Consider the following 14,750-nt stretch of genomic DNA (forward strand, 5'->3'; position numbering starts at 1 on the left):
GCGCTGCTGGCCTTCGGCGCCACCGGCCCGGCCTTCCTCACCGCGGGCATCCCGATCGACCGCGACGCCCTCGTGGCGGAAGCCGGCCTCGACCTGCGGGTCTCGGCCGCCGCCACCCTGGGCATCGCCTACACCGGCCAAGTCGGGTCCCGCGCCGAGGACCACGCCGTCAAGGGAAACTTCACCTACCGGTTCTGAGCCATGAACCGCCTCACTGGGCCGGATCGGCGGCCTGATCCACCGGTTCGCGATGCCTATGCGTACCGTTCTTCCGGTCTTGCGCTGCGAGATTCGCCAACCGTTTTGGTGTCATACCAAGTAAATCCAATCAATGATCATCATATCTGCCTCGCATCGAAACGACGATGCTTGGCTGTTCCAGCATCCTTTGCCGCTCCGATCCATGAGATGCCACGATGAAACGTTGTGCCAAGACGGCCCTCTCCGCGGCCGCGATGCTGTCATGGCTTCCGGAACGCGCGAGCGCCCAGAGCTTCCCGGCGTTCTCGATTCCGGATCGGTCGGACCTGGCTTCGATCCGATTCCTAAGCCAAACCGACATTCCGACCGGCACGACCTTCGGCGGCACGACGATCGGCGGCCTGTCCGGGATCGACTACAACCCGATCAGCAACACGTTCATCAGCCAATCCGACCACGGCGCCGCAGGCCAGGATACGCATTACTACACGTTGGTCCCGAACTTTGCGCCGGGGCAACCCGGGTTCGGGCTCAGCATCACCGGTGTCACGCGCCTGGGACAGGACGACATCGAATCGATCCGCTACGACCCGACCGGGAATGGCGTCTGGTACACGACGGAAGGGTCGCCGCCGGGCGTGCATCACCGGCAGGCCGACGGCACGACAATCTCCGCCGCCATACCGGCCAACATCGCCGGGCGCTCCCTGGTCAACAGCAGCCTGGAAGGCTCGACCTTCACACCCTCCGGCCGCTACGCGATCTCGATGGAGAACGCGCTTTCCGGCGACGCATCCAACCTCACCCGGATCACGGTGTTCGCCAAGGACGGAACCACGACGCAATACGCCTACAAGCTGGATTCCCTGCCGGGCATCGGCAATCCGCCCGTCGGGATCGGGAGCACGAACAACGGCGTATCGGAGATCCTCTCCCTCGGCGACACGTCCTTCCTCGTGATGGAGCGCGCCTTCGACGGCACGAGCGCGACGGCCAATCCGCAGGGCGTCTCGCACAATTCCATTCGGATCTATCGGGTCGACACGGCCGGAGCCACGGACGTTCAGGCCATCGATAAGTTGAATGGCACCGGCGCCTTCGACCTGACGCGGAAGACGCTGATCTTCGACAGCGCCAGCCTTGCCGGCACGCTCAACACCTACCGAACGAAGATCGACAACGTCGAAGGCATGACCTTCGGACCGAAACTGCCGGACGGGCATGACAGCCTGGTCCTCGTCTCGGACAACAACTACAGCGCCTCACAGGGAAAAACGCAATTTCTCGTCTTCCGCGTGGCGACGCCGATCCCGGAGGTGCAGGCCTGGGATGGCGACACCGCGATGGCCGATGGCCGGGCCGGCGGGGGCGGCGGCACCTGGACCGCCGCTACCTCCGCGGAGAACTGGGCCCGGGCCGGCGGCTCGATCAACGACGAGTGGAACGGCCGGTCCGCCGTGTTCGGAACGGTCGGCGGCTCCGTGAGCCTCGACGCCTCGAGCGGTCCGATCCTCGCCTCCCGGCTTCGGTTCGACGTGGGCGGGTACGTCCTCTCCGGCGATCCGCTGACGCTTGCCGCGAATACGACCCCCATCGAGGTCGTCGCCACCGGCGACACGGCGACGATCGCCAGCCCGGTCGCCGGCACCGCCGGCCTCGTCAAGCTCGGCTCCGGCACGCTGGTCCTGACCGGCACCAACACCTACTCGGGCAACACCACGGTTGCGGCCGGCACGCTCTCGGTGTCGCGCGAAGCCAATCTCGGCGCCCCTTCCGGGGGGCTGAGCTTCGACGGCGGCATCCTGCGGGTCACCGGAACCGGCTTTGCCGCCACCGCCCGCGCCATCACCTGGGGACCGGGCGGTGGCGGCTTCGACATCGCCGAGGCGGGCCACACCTTCACCGTCGGCCAAGCGCTGTCAGGACCCGGCGGCCTGGTCAAACTGGGTGCCGGCACGCTGACGCTGTCGGGCCTCAATACCTTCACCGGGACGACCGTCGTCGCGGGCGGCACGCTCGCCAACAGCGGAAGCTTGGCCGGCGGCGTGGGCAACGCGGCGCGCTTCACCACCTCGGGCACGATCGCGGGCGGGCTGACCAACACCGGCACGGTGACGGCGTCGGCCGGGCGCATCGACGGGGCCATCGCTGCGGATGGCGACCGCGTCCTCCGCCAGCCCCAGGCGCTCCCCGAGCGTGCCGACGAGATCCGCCGGCCCGGCGACCGACAGCGTCGCGTAGCGGCCCTCCGCCGTCAGGGGAGACACGATCGCCGTCAGCTCGCGGAGAGCTTCGCGGCGCAGGCCCTCCGCCAGGAACGGCAGCAGGACGCGGGCCGTGCTTTCGGCGAGCCGGTCTTCCAGGGCGCGGATCGCTTCGGAGAAGCCGGCGGCGAGGGTCGCGGCCTCGGCCTCCGCCCAGCGGCGGCGTTCCGCCGCCAGCGCATCGACGTGGGCCTGCGCGCTGGCGGCCAGGGCCTGATCTCCGGCGAGGCGCGCGCGTGCCTCGCCTTCGCGGCGCCCCTCGGCCCGCGCCGCCGCCACGAGCGCTGCCGGATCCGGCGCCTGCTCCGGTTCGGCCACGGGCCTGTCCCTGCCCGCGAGCTTGGTGGTGAGCGGTGCGAACGGCGAGGCCGGGCGGGCGATGCGCGACGAGAAGTCCGTCCAGGCGGGTACGGCCATGGCCATCACGCGATCTCCTCGCGGGTGAGCCACTGCTTGAGGACCTTGGCGACCTGCTCCTCATCCTGCTCGACCATCTGCTCCAGTCGCCGGACGGGAGAGCGGATCACCTTCTCCGTCAGGTTCTCGAGGAGGTTCGGGGCGACCGGCGGCTCGCTGCTCGGCGCCTGCAACGCTTCGAGCACGGACACGTGGTCCGGTGCCGGGAGCGCTGCCTCGATCTCGGCTTCCGACGGGCGGGCGAGGATCGCGGTGACGGCGGGGCGCAGGCCGAACCAGATCAGAAGGCACCCGACGATCAGGATCGTCGCAGCGTTGATGAGGGTCCCGGACTGACGCATCAGGATCTCGGACGGATTCAGGGACGGAACCGGCTCCAGGGGCTGCCCATCGTTGACGAAGCCGACCGCGGCCACCTTGAGCTGGTCGCCGCGCGCCAGGTTGACGCCTGCCGCGGACGCGACGAGCTGCTCGATCTCCGTGATCTGCGCCTCGGGCTTCTTCTCCGCCGCCGCGGCGGGGCTCCCGTCTGAGAGGGCCTGGAGCCGGGCGCGGTTCACGAGCACGGCGATCGAGAGGTTCTTGACGGCGTAGCCGTCGCTCACGGTCTGGGTGGTGCGCGAGGAGATCTCGTAGTTCGTCAGCTCCTCCCGACGCTGGTTGTCCGCGCTGGAAGTCTCGCCGCCCTCCGCCCGGACCCGCTGATCCGGCAGGTTCTGCTGCGCCGTCGTCGGCTTCTGGGCACCGCGATTCTGCGTGGTCTCCGCCTCCTTCACGGCGCGGACGGACCGCTCGACCTTCTGGTCCGGATTGAAGACCGTCTCGTTGGTCTGGACCTTGTCCGTGTTCAGCCGCGCGACGACGCTCACCTCGAAGTTGTTCACGCCGAGATAGGGTGTGAGCGTGCGACGGATGTTGTCCTGGATCTCGCTGTTGACGAGATGCTCCAGCGTCGCCATCCGGCCGGCCGGCGCGCTGGAGGGATCGTCGCCCGACAGCAGCACCGTCCCGTCGGTATTGAGCACGGTCACCTTGCTCGACTTCATGCTGGGAATGGCGGTCGCGACGAGCTGTCGGATGGCCTGGGCGGAGCCGACATCGTTCGGCGGCTCGGTCCGGACCACCACCGAAGCCGTGGCCGGCTGCTGCTCGCGCCGGAACGAGCCCGGATCCGGCATGACGATGTGAACCCGGGCGGCCTTGACCCCCTTCAGTGCGCGCCGACCCCGCCGAGGAAGCGGTCGACGTCGGCGACTTTGCCGCCGTCGGCATCGAGTTTCGCGCGCCCGACGGCTCCGGCATCGATTTCGGGCGGGTTCCCGGTCTGCAGCAGACCGGGATGGACGCCCACGGTGCCTGGCTCGCCGGCCCCCTTGGTGGCTCGGCCCGCACCCTCCCCGACCTACGCCTGTGCTTCCATCTACCCGCGCCCGCGTGCCAGGTCGTCGTCACGATCCGCAGCTGGCGTAACAGCCACGTCGTCCATGTCGCCGATCCGATCCTGCGGCAGATGCCCGTCGATATGCCCGGATCCGGCGCGGAGGCCGGGACGACGCCCCCCCTCGGGCGCAATCGCATCGTCCTGGGCCGTGAGCCGACGTGGTTCCATTACGGCCTGGTGCCGGGCCGGCCGATCACGCTCAGGGGGCAGCTCGTTCGCACGGAAGCGTCGGACGGGGCCTTCGTCGCCATCGCCTACCGCGACCGGGCCGGCGCCTTGATCGCCCCGCCCTACCCCGACGTCATGGCGACGCCGTCGCTCCCGGCCTTCGTCGGCATTCCTGTCCATGGCGACGCCTACCGCTTCACCGTCGCGCTCGTCCCCCCGCCGGGGGCCGTCACCCTGGATGCCGGGTTCGCCGCCTGGGACGATTCTGCGATCCTGGCGATGCCCTCGGCGCCCGAGGTGTCGCTCGGCCACGACCTGCGCCTCGAAGCGCTCGCGAACGCGGCGGGCACGTCCGTCGAATCGGTGCTCGCGCACGCGCTGAGTCGTCTGGCTCCCGCCGACGGCACGACGCAAGGTCCGCCGTCGACCGCGCCGCTTCGGCTCGACCTCGATCACGTCGCGTCGGCGGAACCGCACGCGCCCCTCCGATCGTGCGATGTCGCCAGAGCCGGGCCCGACGCGACGGGCTGGACGGCGGAGCATCTTCGGCTGGCCCACTGGCCGGCCTGGCCCCTTCCCGAGCACCCGGATTGGCGGGCCGATCCGTTCTCGGCGCCGGCCTGGCGAATCGCCTTTCAATCCCTGTCGTGGCTGCACCCGGCGACCGCCGGCGAAGATCGCGCAATGCGCAGGCGCGCGGTCGAGCTTTGCCTCGCGTGGTCGCGTGCCAACCCATGGGGGCAGCCCGCCGATCCGCTGAGCCTGCATCCGGCCTGCCTCGCGCGACGCGCGGAAGCGCTTCTCGGCGTGCTGGCAGGTGTCCTGGCTGCCGCCGACGAAGCCGATGCGACGGGGCTCGGCATTCTCGGCGGCGAGGTCGTCCAGCACGGCCTCGCGCTGGCCGAGATCCTCGGCCAGAACACGCTGGCAGGCAATTTGCTCGAGCTCCAGGCCGCCGCCTCGCTGCTCGGGATTGCCCGTGCGCTTCCGACCTTTCCCCTGGCGGCGCATTGGGAGGCGCTGGCGATGGCCGCCCTCCGGCGCGGCTTCGACGCGCGTCTCGGACCCGACGCGCCCCTGGCGGAGCCGTCCTACCATCAGAGCCTCGAGCTGCTGACGCTCGCCCTCGCCATGGTCCCGATCCTGCGTGCCCGTCCCGCATCCATCGCCCTGGCCGATCATCTCGAGGACCGCCTCGCGCCAGCGTGGCAAGGCTTCGTCGGGTGCCTCGAGCCGGATGGGACGCTGCCGCCCTTCGGGGATGCGCCCGCACGCGTCGACTGCAAAGGGTGGATCGCGCGCCTGACCGCAGCATATGGCCGCCCTTGGATGGCGTTTCCGCCACGCGGCGCAACGAATCACGCACCGGCAGATCCGGTCGTGCAGGGCGTTCTCGCCCGCCGCCGCGGCGGCCCGACGGGCTGGGCTTCGTTCACCAGCGACTTCAGCCCGCGGCACGATCCGCAGGACCATCGCGACTGTACCTCCTTCACCTTCGGAACCGGCGCGGTTCGCTGGATCACGGAGGCCGGCGGCTCCCAGAGTCAGCAGCCGCGACGGCTCGGGCGCTACCTCGCGAGCGGGCGGGCGCACAACGTCGTGCTGCCCGACGGCCGGGAGCCGACCGCCGGGGCGGGCGTGCCGCGAACCACGGCCCGGATCGGGGACGCCTCGATCCACATCATCGACACCACGGTGCACGGCCCGGATTACCGCCACGCGCGAGCCTTCGTCCTCCTCGACGATCTGTCCGGAATCGCGGTGCTCGACGCCTTCGCCACCGCGGATCGCCCCCTGTTTCTCGAAGGGTTCCTGCATGTCCCGCCCGAGGTCGTGGTCGCGTTGACCGATCCGCAGCGCGCCTTCGGCCTGCGCGACGGGCGGCGGCTCTCGATCGTCGGGCGCATGCTGGTGGGCCGGTTCGGCGGGTTGAGCGTCACCAGCGGCTGGAACGGCCCGTCCCCGGCGGTCCAGGGCTTCGTCGCGGGACCGACGGAGGCGATGCAGCCGGCGGCCGTGCTGAGCTACGGCATGTCGGGGCAGCGGCGGGTCTGCGGCGGCGTCCTGATCGCGGCGAGCCGGCGGAGCCTCGATGCGCTCGTGCGGACGGTCGACGACGTGCGCTTCGCCCCCCTCATCGTCGGCTGAGGCGGGCGCCTCCGACGATCACGACCGATTCTTGAAGACGAAGACGAGAAGGTTGGCCACCGCGCGATAGAAGTCCGGTGGGATGGCCTGATCGATCTCGACGCTGCGGTACATCGCCTGCGCGAGCGGCTTGTCCTCGATCACGGTGATCCCGTGCTTCTCGGCGATCTCGCGGATGCGCAGGGCGATCAGATCCTGTCCCTTGGCGAGCACGATGGGGGCATCGTTCTCGCTCCGGTCGTAACGCAGGGCGATCGCGTAGTGCGTCGGATTGGCGAGCACCATCGTGGCGCGCGGCACGGCCGAAAGCATCCGCCGGCGGGCACGGTCCTGCGCGAGGGAGCGCAGCCGCCCCTTCACGAGCGGATCCCCCTCGGACTGCTTGAACTCGTCCTTGATGTCCTGGCGCGACATCATGAGGTCGCGTCGCCAGCGCACGCGGCGCCAGACCAGGTCGCCGGCGACGAGAAGGATGGTGGCCACGCTCACCGCGGAGACCAGCCGGATCGAGAGCGTCAGCAGAAGTTCCGGCAGCCCGGCGGGGTCAACGAACATGGCATCCACGATTCTCTGTCGATCGGCGTGCAGGACCAGCGCCGACATCGCGCCGATCGTCAGGAACTTGAAGACGGACTTCGCGAACTCGATGAAGCCTTGAACGCCGAAGATCCGCTTCCACCCGGCCGCCGGCGAGACGCGCGACCATTTCGGCTGAATGCGACTGCCGACGACGCGCGGCATGTTCTGGAAGGCCGAGCTGGCGAGGCCCGCGATCAGGAAGACGAGCAGCGCAGGCAGGAGCGCCGCCCCCATCTCCAGGGCGACGGCGTGGATGAGGCGGCTCGCATCCTGCGCATTGTCGAGGGAGAAGCTGCGCGGCTGCTCGATCAGGAGCGCGAGACGCTCGACGAACACGCGCGTCCGTTCGCGCGCCGAGAAGACGAGGACGACGAGCAGGCCGAGGATCGATGCGAAGATCGTCGCTTCCCGCGAGAACGGGATGTTTCCTTCCTCGATCGCATCGTGGACCTTCTTCTCGCTCGGGGCTTCGGTCTTGCTCTCCTTGTCGTCGGACATGAGGATCGGGCGTCCTGGACCACGGTTCCGGCAAGGTGGACGCCGCCGCGCGCGACGAGGATGCGATCGCGCGGCAGCGGAGGGCCGATCCCGCGGGACGCGGATCGTGCGCCCGTGGGTGGCTAGCTGATGTAGGTGCTGTCCGCCTCGGCGGCGTTCAGCTCGATCTCGCCCCTGGCCGCCATCTCGAGCGCCTGATCGGTGATCGCGCGACGCGCTTCGAGCACCTCCTTCTGCGAGGCGGGCTCGCCGCCGTCGAGCTCGTGCTCCACTAGGCGGCGGACGCGGGAGGCGAGGGCTCCCAGCACGACGTCGCGCAGGGGCTTGTCGGTGCCCTTGAGCGCCAGGATCAGGCGATCGTTGGTGATCTGGTCGAACAGGGTGGTGCGCGCGCGAGGCGTCATGTGGACGATGTCGTCGAAGGTGAAGAGCAGCCCCTTCAGGATCTCGGCGGATTTCGGGCGCGACTTCGCGAGATTGTCGAGCACTTCCTCCATGCGGTTGCGCTCCATCTTGTTGATGATGTCGGCCATGCGCGCATGCGTGTCGGTTCCGGCGTTGCGCGACACGTTGATCATGAAATCCTCGTGGATCGTCTTCTCGATGATGAGCATCGTGTCGTCGACGATCGGCTTGAATGTCAGCATGCGGCGCATGACCGAGTTGCTGAACTCCGCCGGGAGCTGCGTCATCACCTTCGCGGCGCAGGCCGGCCTGACCTTCGACAGGATCAGGGCCGCCGTCTGCGGATGCTCCCGCATCAGGTAGGCCGCGAGCGCGAGCTCGGAGCCGTTGGAGATGCGTTCCCAGATCGACTGGTTGGTGTGGCTCAGGACGTCCGCCATGATGTCGGCGACCTGATCGGCCGGGAGGATCCCTTCGAGCAGCTTCTCGACCTCCCTGGCGGTGCCGATCAAGCCGGCGCCGTCCGAGAGCGCGTCCGCGAACCGCTCGACGAGCGCCTCGATCTGCGGCCGCGAGATCGGGCCGAGCTGCGCGGCGGCGCGCGTGATCTGCTTGAGCTCACGCGTGTCGAAGTACTTGACCAGGCGGCTCGCCGAGGCCTTGCTCATCGAGATGAGGAGCGCGGCGACCTCCTCGACGGCCCTCATCGGCCTCGGAACGGCATTACCCACAGCGGTGACGGCCATCTCCTCAGCTCCCCGTCAGGCGTTGGGTTCGGTGGCCAGGGGCCCCATGATCTCCGTCAGGGAGACGCCGAAGCGGGAATTGTCGTCCTCGACGACGACGACCTCGCCGCGGGCGATGACGCGGCCGTTGACCACGACGTCGACCGGCTCGCCGACGCGGTGGTCGAGGGGCACGATGGCGCCGCGACCGAGCTTCATCAGGCTGGATACCGCCATCGTCGCCGTGCCCAGGACCACCTGGATCATCACGGGGACGCGCAGGATCGAGTCGAGGTTGCGGCCATGGCCGAGCAGCTCCTCACGGGTTCGTCCCTCGCGGGACCCCATGTCGATCTTGGAGAAGACCGCCTCGTTGTGGCCCCCGGCCGGCTCGGCGGCGGACGTCATGGTGTCGGTCATGATGGACTCCTGATGGCAAGGGGAATCGGAGCGCGTCGCCGCCCTCAGGCGGCGGCGTCGCCGGGGCCGGCAAGTGGCGGCGCGGCCGTGGCGGCCAGCCGCTCCGCCCTCAGGCGTCGGAGAGCCGCGTCAGCGAGGTCGATCTCGCGGGAGAGGCGTTCGAGGATCGACCGGCCATCCACGGAGAAGCCCTGCACGGCGTTGGCCGCCTGCGTCAGCGTGTGCGAGGTCGCGCCGATCATCTCGCCGTACTGCGCGTTGTACTGGTCCAGGCGCTTGAGCCGGAGGTACATCGGCAGGAGGCAGGCCGTCGTCACGACGAGGGCGACGAACAGGGCGCCCTCAACGAGCGAGAACATCATCGACAAACTCCTGTTCCTGATCGATGAAGCTGTCGATGCGGAGCACGACGGAGCCATCCGCCTGCCCGACGTCGCACCAGAACAGGCCCTGCTCGTTGCCCTCGAGCTTGACGAGGCTGCGGGGCGTCGCCTGCAGGTTGAGGATCTGGCCGACCTTGAGATCGGCGATCTCGCCGAGGCTCAGGTACTTCTCCTCCAGGATGGCGCGGAGCGACACGGAGGTCTTCTGGACCTCGCCGACCATCTGCTTCGTCCAGCGCGAATCCCGCGCGGAGGCTTCGCCGACGCGCACGCGCGCCAGGCTCTGGCGCATCGGGTTGAGCACGGTCTGCGGGATGATGATGAACATCTCGCCGCCGCGATTGAGCGCCTGCAACAGGAACCGGGCGACGACGGCCTGGTTGTTGCGCCGGCCGATGACGGCGAAGTCCATGCGCGTCTCGATGCGCTCGAGCGCGAACGGCGTGCTCGCGACGAGGGCGAAGGAGGCCTGCATCGCCTTGCCGATCTGATCGAAGATCAGCTGCGCCGCGCGCAGCTCGATGTTGGAGAAGTTCCGCTCCTCGTCCGACGGAGGCTCGGATCCGTCCGAGCCGAGAAGGACCTCGATGATCGTGAAGATGAAGTCCCGATCGAAGCCAACGAGGACGTGGCTGTCCCACTCCGGGGCGTGGAAGATGCCGGCGATGGCGTTCGACTCGTAGGGGTCGAGGATGTCGCCGAGCCGCTGGCTCGTGACGTCGCTCAGCGAGAAGTAGATCGGCGAGGCGGCGAAGTGCCGAAGCTGGTCGGCGCTGTACGTCGCGATGCGGTCGAGGATGACGTGCAGCATCGGCAGGCGGTCGAGCGACAGCCCGGCCGCATCGAGAAGCCGGTCGCGGATCTCGTTCGCGGGAAGGATCTTGTCCATGCTCAAGCGGCCTCTCGCTCGCGCTGCGCCGTCTCGCCACGCGAGCCGCCGGAGGTGGTGGCGTTCTCGACCTCGTCGATGGTCGGGCGCTCGGCCGACGAGATCGCCTTTCGGCCGTGCTCGACCGCGATCTGCGGCAGGGCGCCGTTCATGTAGGCGAGCAGGGTCTGCTTCACGATGATGTAGGCGCGCCACTGGGATTCGCGCGTGGCCTTCACCTTGTGCGCCAGCGGGCTGACGATGCCGTAGGAGACGAAGATCCCCGTGAAGGTCCCGATCAGAGCCGCCCCGATCAGGCTCCCGAGCAGGGCGGGCGACTGGTCGAGGGCGCCCATCGCCTTCACGATCCCGAGCACCGCCGCGACGATGCCGAGGGCGGGGAGCCCTTCCGCGACGGTCATGAGCGAGCTGTAGACCTTCAGGCGATCGCGCCGATGGGTGCCGATCTCCTCGTCCATCAGCGCCTCGATCTCATGAGGGCGCGCATTGCCGATCAGGATCAGGCGGGCATAGTCGCAGATGAAGGTCGTCAGGCCGGGATCCCGGGTGACGGACGGGAACGCCTTGAAGATCTCGGACTGCGCCGGGTTCTCGAGGTGCTGCTCGACCTCGTTCCTCGGCTTGGCCCGCAGCTCGCGCATCAGGGCGTAGAGGAGCCGGAGCAGCCCGAGGTGATCGGCGTGGCTCGGCACCCTGCCGACGAGCGCGTCGACGAGCGCCCTGCCGGAGTCGCGCACGACCTTCGCCGGATTGGCGATCACGAAGGCGCCGAAGGCGACCCCGCCGATGATCAGGAACTCGAACGGTTGCCAGATGGCACCGAGATGGCCGCCCATCCCGTAGAAGCTGCCGAGCAGGCAGCTGACCGCGATGATGAAGCCGATGATCACGCCCACGGATCGTATCCCTCCCTGCGGCAACCTCTGCCGCGGCAGGTTCTAGATCCGCTTGCTTGCGCCGGGCTGGCGCGCGATGCCCGGCCGTCCCTCGAAGCCCGGCAAGGCTCGGGCAAGCCAGCGGCGATAGATCATCGCGGGTTCCCGAGGATGCCTGCGATGTCATCGACTTTCACGGATTACCGGCGGATCTCCGCCAACATGCCGAAGGCGCTGGACCGCACGGCATCGGAGAGTTCCGTCAAGCGGGAGGTCGACTACTACAACAGCCACATCGGAGACGTGAAGTCGATCGACGATCTGCTCGCCGACACGCGCCTCTACACGTTCGCGATGAAGGCATATGGCCTCGACGACATGATCTACGCCAAGGCTTTCATGAAGAAGGCCCTCACCGGGGGCCTCACGGACGCCAACAGCTTCGCCAACCGCCTGTCGGATTCGCGCTACAAGGACTTCGTCGCCGCGTTCGACTTCAACACATACGGCGACAAGACCACCGCGCGGCCCGAGGCCGGAAAGAACACCGTCGCGGCGTACGTTCAGCAGACCCTGGAATCCGATGCCGGCGCGGACGACGAGGGCGTGCGCCTGGCGCTCTACTTCACGCGCAAGGCGCCGCAGATCAAGTCCATCTTCGGCATCCTCGCCGACAAGGCGCTCGGCGAGGTCGTCCGCACCGCGCTCGGGCTGCCGGCCGAGGTGGCCGGGTCCAACATCGATGCGCAAGCGGCCCTGATCGGGCGCAAGCTCGACGTCGCGAGCCTGAAGGACCCCGTCGCGCTCGACGCCTTCATCGGCCGCTTCACGGCGATCTGGGACGTACGGAACGACACGACGCAATCGCCGGCCCTGATGCTCTTCAATCCGTCGGGCCCGGACATGGATACCGATCTTCTGCTCAAGCTACAGAACATTCGGCTCGGAGCTCTCTGACATGCAATCCGCCCTCTACGTGACCCTCTCCGCCCAGGTCGCCCTCGAGCAGCGCCTGAACACGGTGGCGAGCAACGTCGCGAACCTCGCGACGAGCGGCTACCGGGCCGAGGAGGTGAAGTTCGAGTCGATCCTGTCGCGGGCGGGCGGGCGCGACGTCGCCTTCTCGACGCCGGGCTCGACCTTCGTCTCGCGCAAGACGGGTCCCCTGATCAAGACGGACGCGCCCCTCGACGTGGCGGTCCAGGGCGACGGCTGGCTGTCGGTCAGAGGTCCGTCCGGCCCGGTGTACACGCGCGACGGCCGGATGAAGCTCTCCGCCGCCGGCGAGCTTCAGGACCTCGAGGGGCGCGCCCTGCTGGATCCCGGCGGATCGCCGCTCTCCGTCAACCCCGAGAACGGCCCGATCGCGATCGGACGCGACGGGATGATCTCCCAAAGCCGTGACCAGATCGGCGCGCTCGGCGTGTTCCGCCTCGATCCCGGAGCGGTCCTGACGCGGGTGAATGGTGCGGCGGTCTCGTCCAGCACGCCCGGACAGGCGGTCCTCGACTTCAATCAGGTCGGCGCGACCTCCGTCTCCGTGCAGCAGGGCTTCCAGGAGGGCGCGAACGTCAATCCGGTGATGGAGATGTCCCGGCTCATCATGATCACGCGGAACTTCGAGAGCGCGGCCGCCGCGGTCGCCGAGACCGAATCCTCGATGCAGAACGCGATCCGCACCCTCGGCCCGGCCTCCTGAGGCCGGCGCCGGCCGCGCCTCCCGCCCGGGGAGTCCCGCCGGGAGCAGGCTCGACCCGGCTCCGCCGATGGCCTCCTCGCGCGGGATGCGAGCGCGGCCCGCTCGAAGCGATCACCGCCAGACACGGCCCGGAGAGGTACGGAATTGTCCATCAACGCGCTCGACAGGTTGGCGCAGGCGCTGGCCGAACGGCAGCAGCAGCCCCTGGTCCGCATCGGCGGCCCGGTGCGCGAGGTCGGCGCCGCGCATTGCCGGATCGGCATCAGCTCTCCACTGCTGAAGCTCGGGGATCGCATGCAGGTCTCGGCGGGCGATCGGCCCCAGCAGGGCGAGGTGATCCGCATCGACCGCGACGGCGTGCTGCTCAAGCTCTTCGACGCGAAGGTGGAGGTCGGCCTGGACATGCTGGCCTACCGTGTCGGCGCCCGCGACCCTCGCCCCTGCGAGGCGTGGAAGGGCCGGGTCGTCGACGCCCTCGGGCAGCCCGTCGACGGGCTGGGCGACCTGCCCGCCGGCGGGCATCCGATGCCGCTCGACGCCGACCCGCCGCCCGCGATGCAGCGGTCGCGGGTCGAGCGCCCGCTCAGGACCGGGGTACGGGCCGTCGACCTGTTCACGCCGCTCTGCGCGGCGCAGCGCATCGGCATCTTCGCCGGATCGGGCGTGGGGAAATCGACCCTGCTCGCGATGCTTGCCCGGTGCGAGGGGTTCGACACCGTCGTGGTCGCCCTGGTCGGCGAGCGCGGACGCGAGGTGCGCGAGTTTCTCGAAGGCCCGATCCAGGCGAGCCGCGCGCGATCCGTCGTCGTCGTCGCGACCGGCGACGAGAGCCCGATGATGCGTCGTCAGGCGCCGAAGACGGCCATGGCGGTCGCGGAATACTTTCGCGACCGCGGGCAATCGGTTCTGCTGATCGTGGATTCCGTCACCCGCTTCGCCCATGCCGCGCGCGATGTGGCGCTGGCGGCGGGCGAGCCCCCCGTGGCACGCGGCTATCCGCCCAGCGTGTTCGGCGATCTGCCGCGGCTCCTCGAACGGGCCGGGCCGGGCATCGAGGGCGGCGGGACGATCTCGGGCATCTTCTCGGTCCTGGTCGATGGCGACGACCACAACGACCCCGTAGCCGACAGCATCCGCGGCACGCTCGACGGCCACATCGTGCTCGACCGGGCGATCGCCGACCAGGGCCGCTATCCGGCGATCAGCCTGCTCGGCTCGATCTCCCGGCTCGCCGACCTGGTCTGGACACGGGAGCAGAGGGACCTCGTCCGCGCCCTGAAGAACCTGATCATGCGCTACGAGGACACCCGCGACCTGCGCGTGATGGGCGGCTATCACGCCGGCTCGGACCCCGAGCTCGACCAGGCCGTGATCGTCATTCCGAGGATCTACGCGGCCTTGCGGCAAGACCCCTGGCAACCCGCGAGCACCGACGCCTTCGCCGAGCTCGCAGCGGCACTTCGCGATTAGCGCCGTTCCCGTTCGATCCGCTTCCGAACCTGCGACGGCGAAGGCCTCCGCACACGCGTCGGCGACAACGTCGACGACGAGGCGGCCTTTCGCAGCGGCGAATCCTCGTCGGCCGGTGCCGTTGATGCGTCGCGTCGCAGGCCTATGAAGCTCGCGCTTCTGAAATAT

11 protein-coding genes and 2 pseudogenes are annotated in these 14,750 nt (G+C 69.1%); 6 read left to right on the forward strand and 7 right to left on the reverse strand.

Annotation, left to right across the window (positions count from 1 at the left end; genetic code table 11):
* Together MKK68_RS10180 and MKK68_RS10185 are read left to right on the forward strand one after the other, a co-directional pair.
* Positions 1–198, forward strand: a 198-nt coding sequence (locus tag MKK68_RS10180) for a hypothetical protein (protein ID WP_244030142.1), incomplete at its 5' end; no start/stop codon positions are given.
* A 257-nt stretch (positions 199–455) separates the two neighbouring features.
* Positions 456–2,210: pseudogene (locus MKK68_RS10185) on the forward strand (esterase-like activity of phytase family protein); the annotation flags it as partial.
* Positions 2,211–2,887: 677 nt separating this feature from the next.
* On the opposite strand, the pseudogene fliF reads toward MKK68_RS10185, so the two are convergent.
* Positions 2,888–4,102 (reverse strand): annotated as a pseudogene (gene fliF / locus MKK68_RS10190) (flagellar basal-body MS-ring/collar protein FliF); the annotation flags it as partial.
* A gap of 1,718 nt (positions 4,103–5,820) precedes the next feature.
* Between fliF and MKK68_RS29915 the strand changes: the two are divergent.
* Entirely contained in the window at positions 5,821–6,639 is an 819-nt protein-coding gene (locus MKK68_RS29915; RefSeq protein WP_279605291.1) for a heparinase II/III family protein, read from the forward strand.
* 18 nt (positions 6,640–6,657) lie between these two features.
* On the opposite strand, the gene flhB is transcribed toward MKK68_RS29915, so the two are convergent.
* From flhB to motA, 6 genes are all read right to left on the reverse strand, one after another.
* Positions 6,658–7,716 (reverse strand): flagellar biosynthesis protein FlhB, encoded by a 1,059-nt coding sequence (gene flhB / locus MKK68_RS10200; protein ID WP_244030146.1) that lies wholly within the window; start codon positions 7,714–7,716, stop codon positions 6,658–6,660.
* 122 nt (positions 7,717–7,838) lie between these two features.
* On the reverse strand, positions 7,839–8,867 hold the full coding sequence (locus MKK68_RS10205; protein WP_409567213.1) for a flagellar motor switch protein FliG: 1,029 nt from the start codon (positions 8,865–8,867) through the stop codon (positions 7,839–7,841).
* Positions 8,868–8,882: 15 nt separating this feature from the next.
* Positions 8,883–9,194, reverse strand: a complete 312-nt coding sequence (gene fliN / locus MKK68_RS10210; RefSeq protein WP_243947554.1) for a flagellar motor switch protein FliN — start codon at positions 9,192–9,194, stop codon at positions 8,883–8,885.
* 116 nt (positions 9,195–9,310) lie between these two features.
* Positions 9,311–9,628 carry a hypothetical protein gene (locus MKK68_RS10215; RefSeq protein ID WP_243947548.1) on the reverse strand — a complete coding sequence of 106 codons (318 nt, stop codon included), beginning with the start codon at positions 9,626–9,628 and terminating at the stop codon, positions 9,311–9,313.
* The gene (locus tag MKK68_RS10220) at positions 9,609–10,538 is read right to left on the reverse strand and encodes a flagellar motor switch protein FliM (RefSeq protein WP_243947546.1); all 930 of its coding nucleotides are present in this window, start codon (positions 10,536–10,538) and stop codon (positions 9,609–9,611) included. Before MKK68_RS10220 ends, MKK68_RS10215 begins: the two co-directional genes overlap by 20 nt.
* Before the next feature lie 2 nt (positions 10,539–10,540).
* Positions 10,541–11,434 carry a flagellar motor stator protein MotA gene (gene motA / locus MKK68_RS10225; RefSeq protein ID WP_244030151.1) on the reverse strand — a complete coding sequence of 298 codons (894 nt, stop codon included), beginning with the start codon at positions 11,432–11,434 and terminating at the stop codon, positions 10,541–10,543.
* Here motA and MKK68_RS10230 point away from each other — a divergent pair.
* The 3 genes from MKK68_RS10230 (at position 11,363) to fliI (ending at position 14,582) form a co-directional block, all read left to right on the forward strand.
* Positions 11,363–12,370 (forward strand): DUF1217 domain-containing protein, encoded by a 1,008-nt coding sequence (locus MKK68_RS10230; protein ID WP_244030153.1) that lies wholly within the window; start codon positions 11,363–11,365, stop codon positions 12,368–12,370. The two genes, motA and MKK68_RS10230, sit on opposite strands and share 72 nt — an antisense overlap.
* A gap of 1 nt (position 12,371) precedes the next feature.
* Positions 12,372–13,112 carry a flagellar basal-body rod protein FlgF gene (gene flgF / locus MKK68_RS10235; protein ID WP_244030155.1) on the forward strand — a complete coding sequence of 247 codons (741 nt, stop codon included), beginning with the start codon at positions 12,372–12,374 and terminating at the stop codon, positions 13,110–13,112.
* Between the two features lie 144 nt (positions 13,113–13,256).
* A complete protein-coding gene (fliI, locus tag MKK68_RS10240) occupies positions 13,257–14,582 on the forward strand; it encodes a flagellar protein export ATPase FliI (RefSeq protein WP_244030157.1) in 1,326 nt (441 codons plus the stop codon).
* The last annotated feature ends 168 nt before the right edge of the window (positions 14,583–14,750 follow it).

Source organism: Methylobacterium sp. E-016 (genome assembly GCF_022829745.1).
In the GTDB taxonomy this organism is placed as follows: Bacteria; Pseudomonadota; Alphaproteobacteria; order Rhizobiales; family Beijerinckiaceae; genus Methylobacterium.

Bases quoted from the DNA above. Each gene is read 5' to 3' on its own strand.
- MKK68_RS29915 (WP_279605291.1), top strand. From the start codon at position 5,821: ATGGCGTTTCCGCCACGCGGCGCAACGAATCACGCACCGGCAGATCCG.
- flhB (WP_244030146.1), bottom strand. From the start codon at position 7,716: ATGTCCGACGACAAGGAGAGCAAGACCGAAGCCCCGAGCGAGAAGAAG.
- MKK68_RS10205 (WP_409567213.1), bottom strand. From the start codon at position 8,867: ATGGCCGTCACCGCTGTGGGTAATGCCGTTCCGAGGCCGATGAGGGCC.
- fliN (WP_243947554.1), bottom strand. From the start codon at position 9,194: ATGGGGTCCCGCGAGGGACGAACCCGTGAGGAGCTGCTCGGCCATGGC.
- MKK68_RS10215 (WP_243947548.1), bottom strand. From the start codon at position 9,628: ATGATGTTCTCGCTCGTTGAGGGCGCCCTGTTCGTCGCCCTCGTCGTG.
- MKK68_RS10220 (WP_243947546.1), bottom strand. From the start codon at position 10,538: ATGGACAAGATCCTTCCCGCGAACGAGATCCGCGACCGGCTTCTCGAT.
- MKK68_RS10230 (WP_244030153.1), top strand. From the start codon at position 11,363: ATGGCCGCCCATCCCGTAGAAGCTGCCGAGCAGGCAGCTGACCGCGAT.
- flgF (WP_244030155.1), top strand. From the start codon at position 12,372: ATGCAATCCGCCCTCTACGTGACCCTCTCCGCCCAGGTCGCCCTCGAG.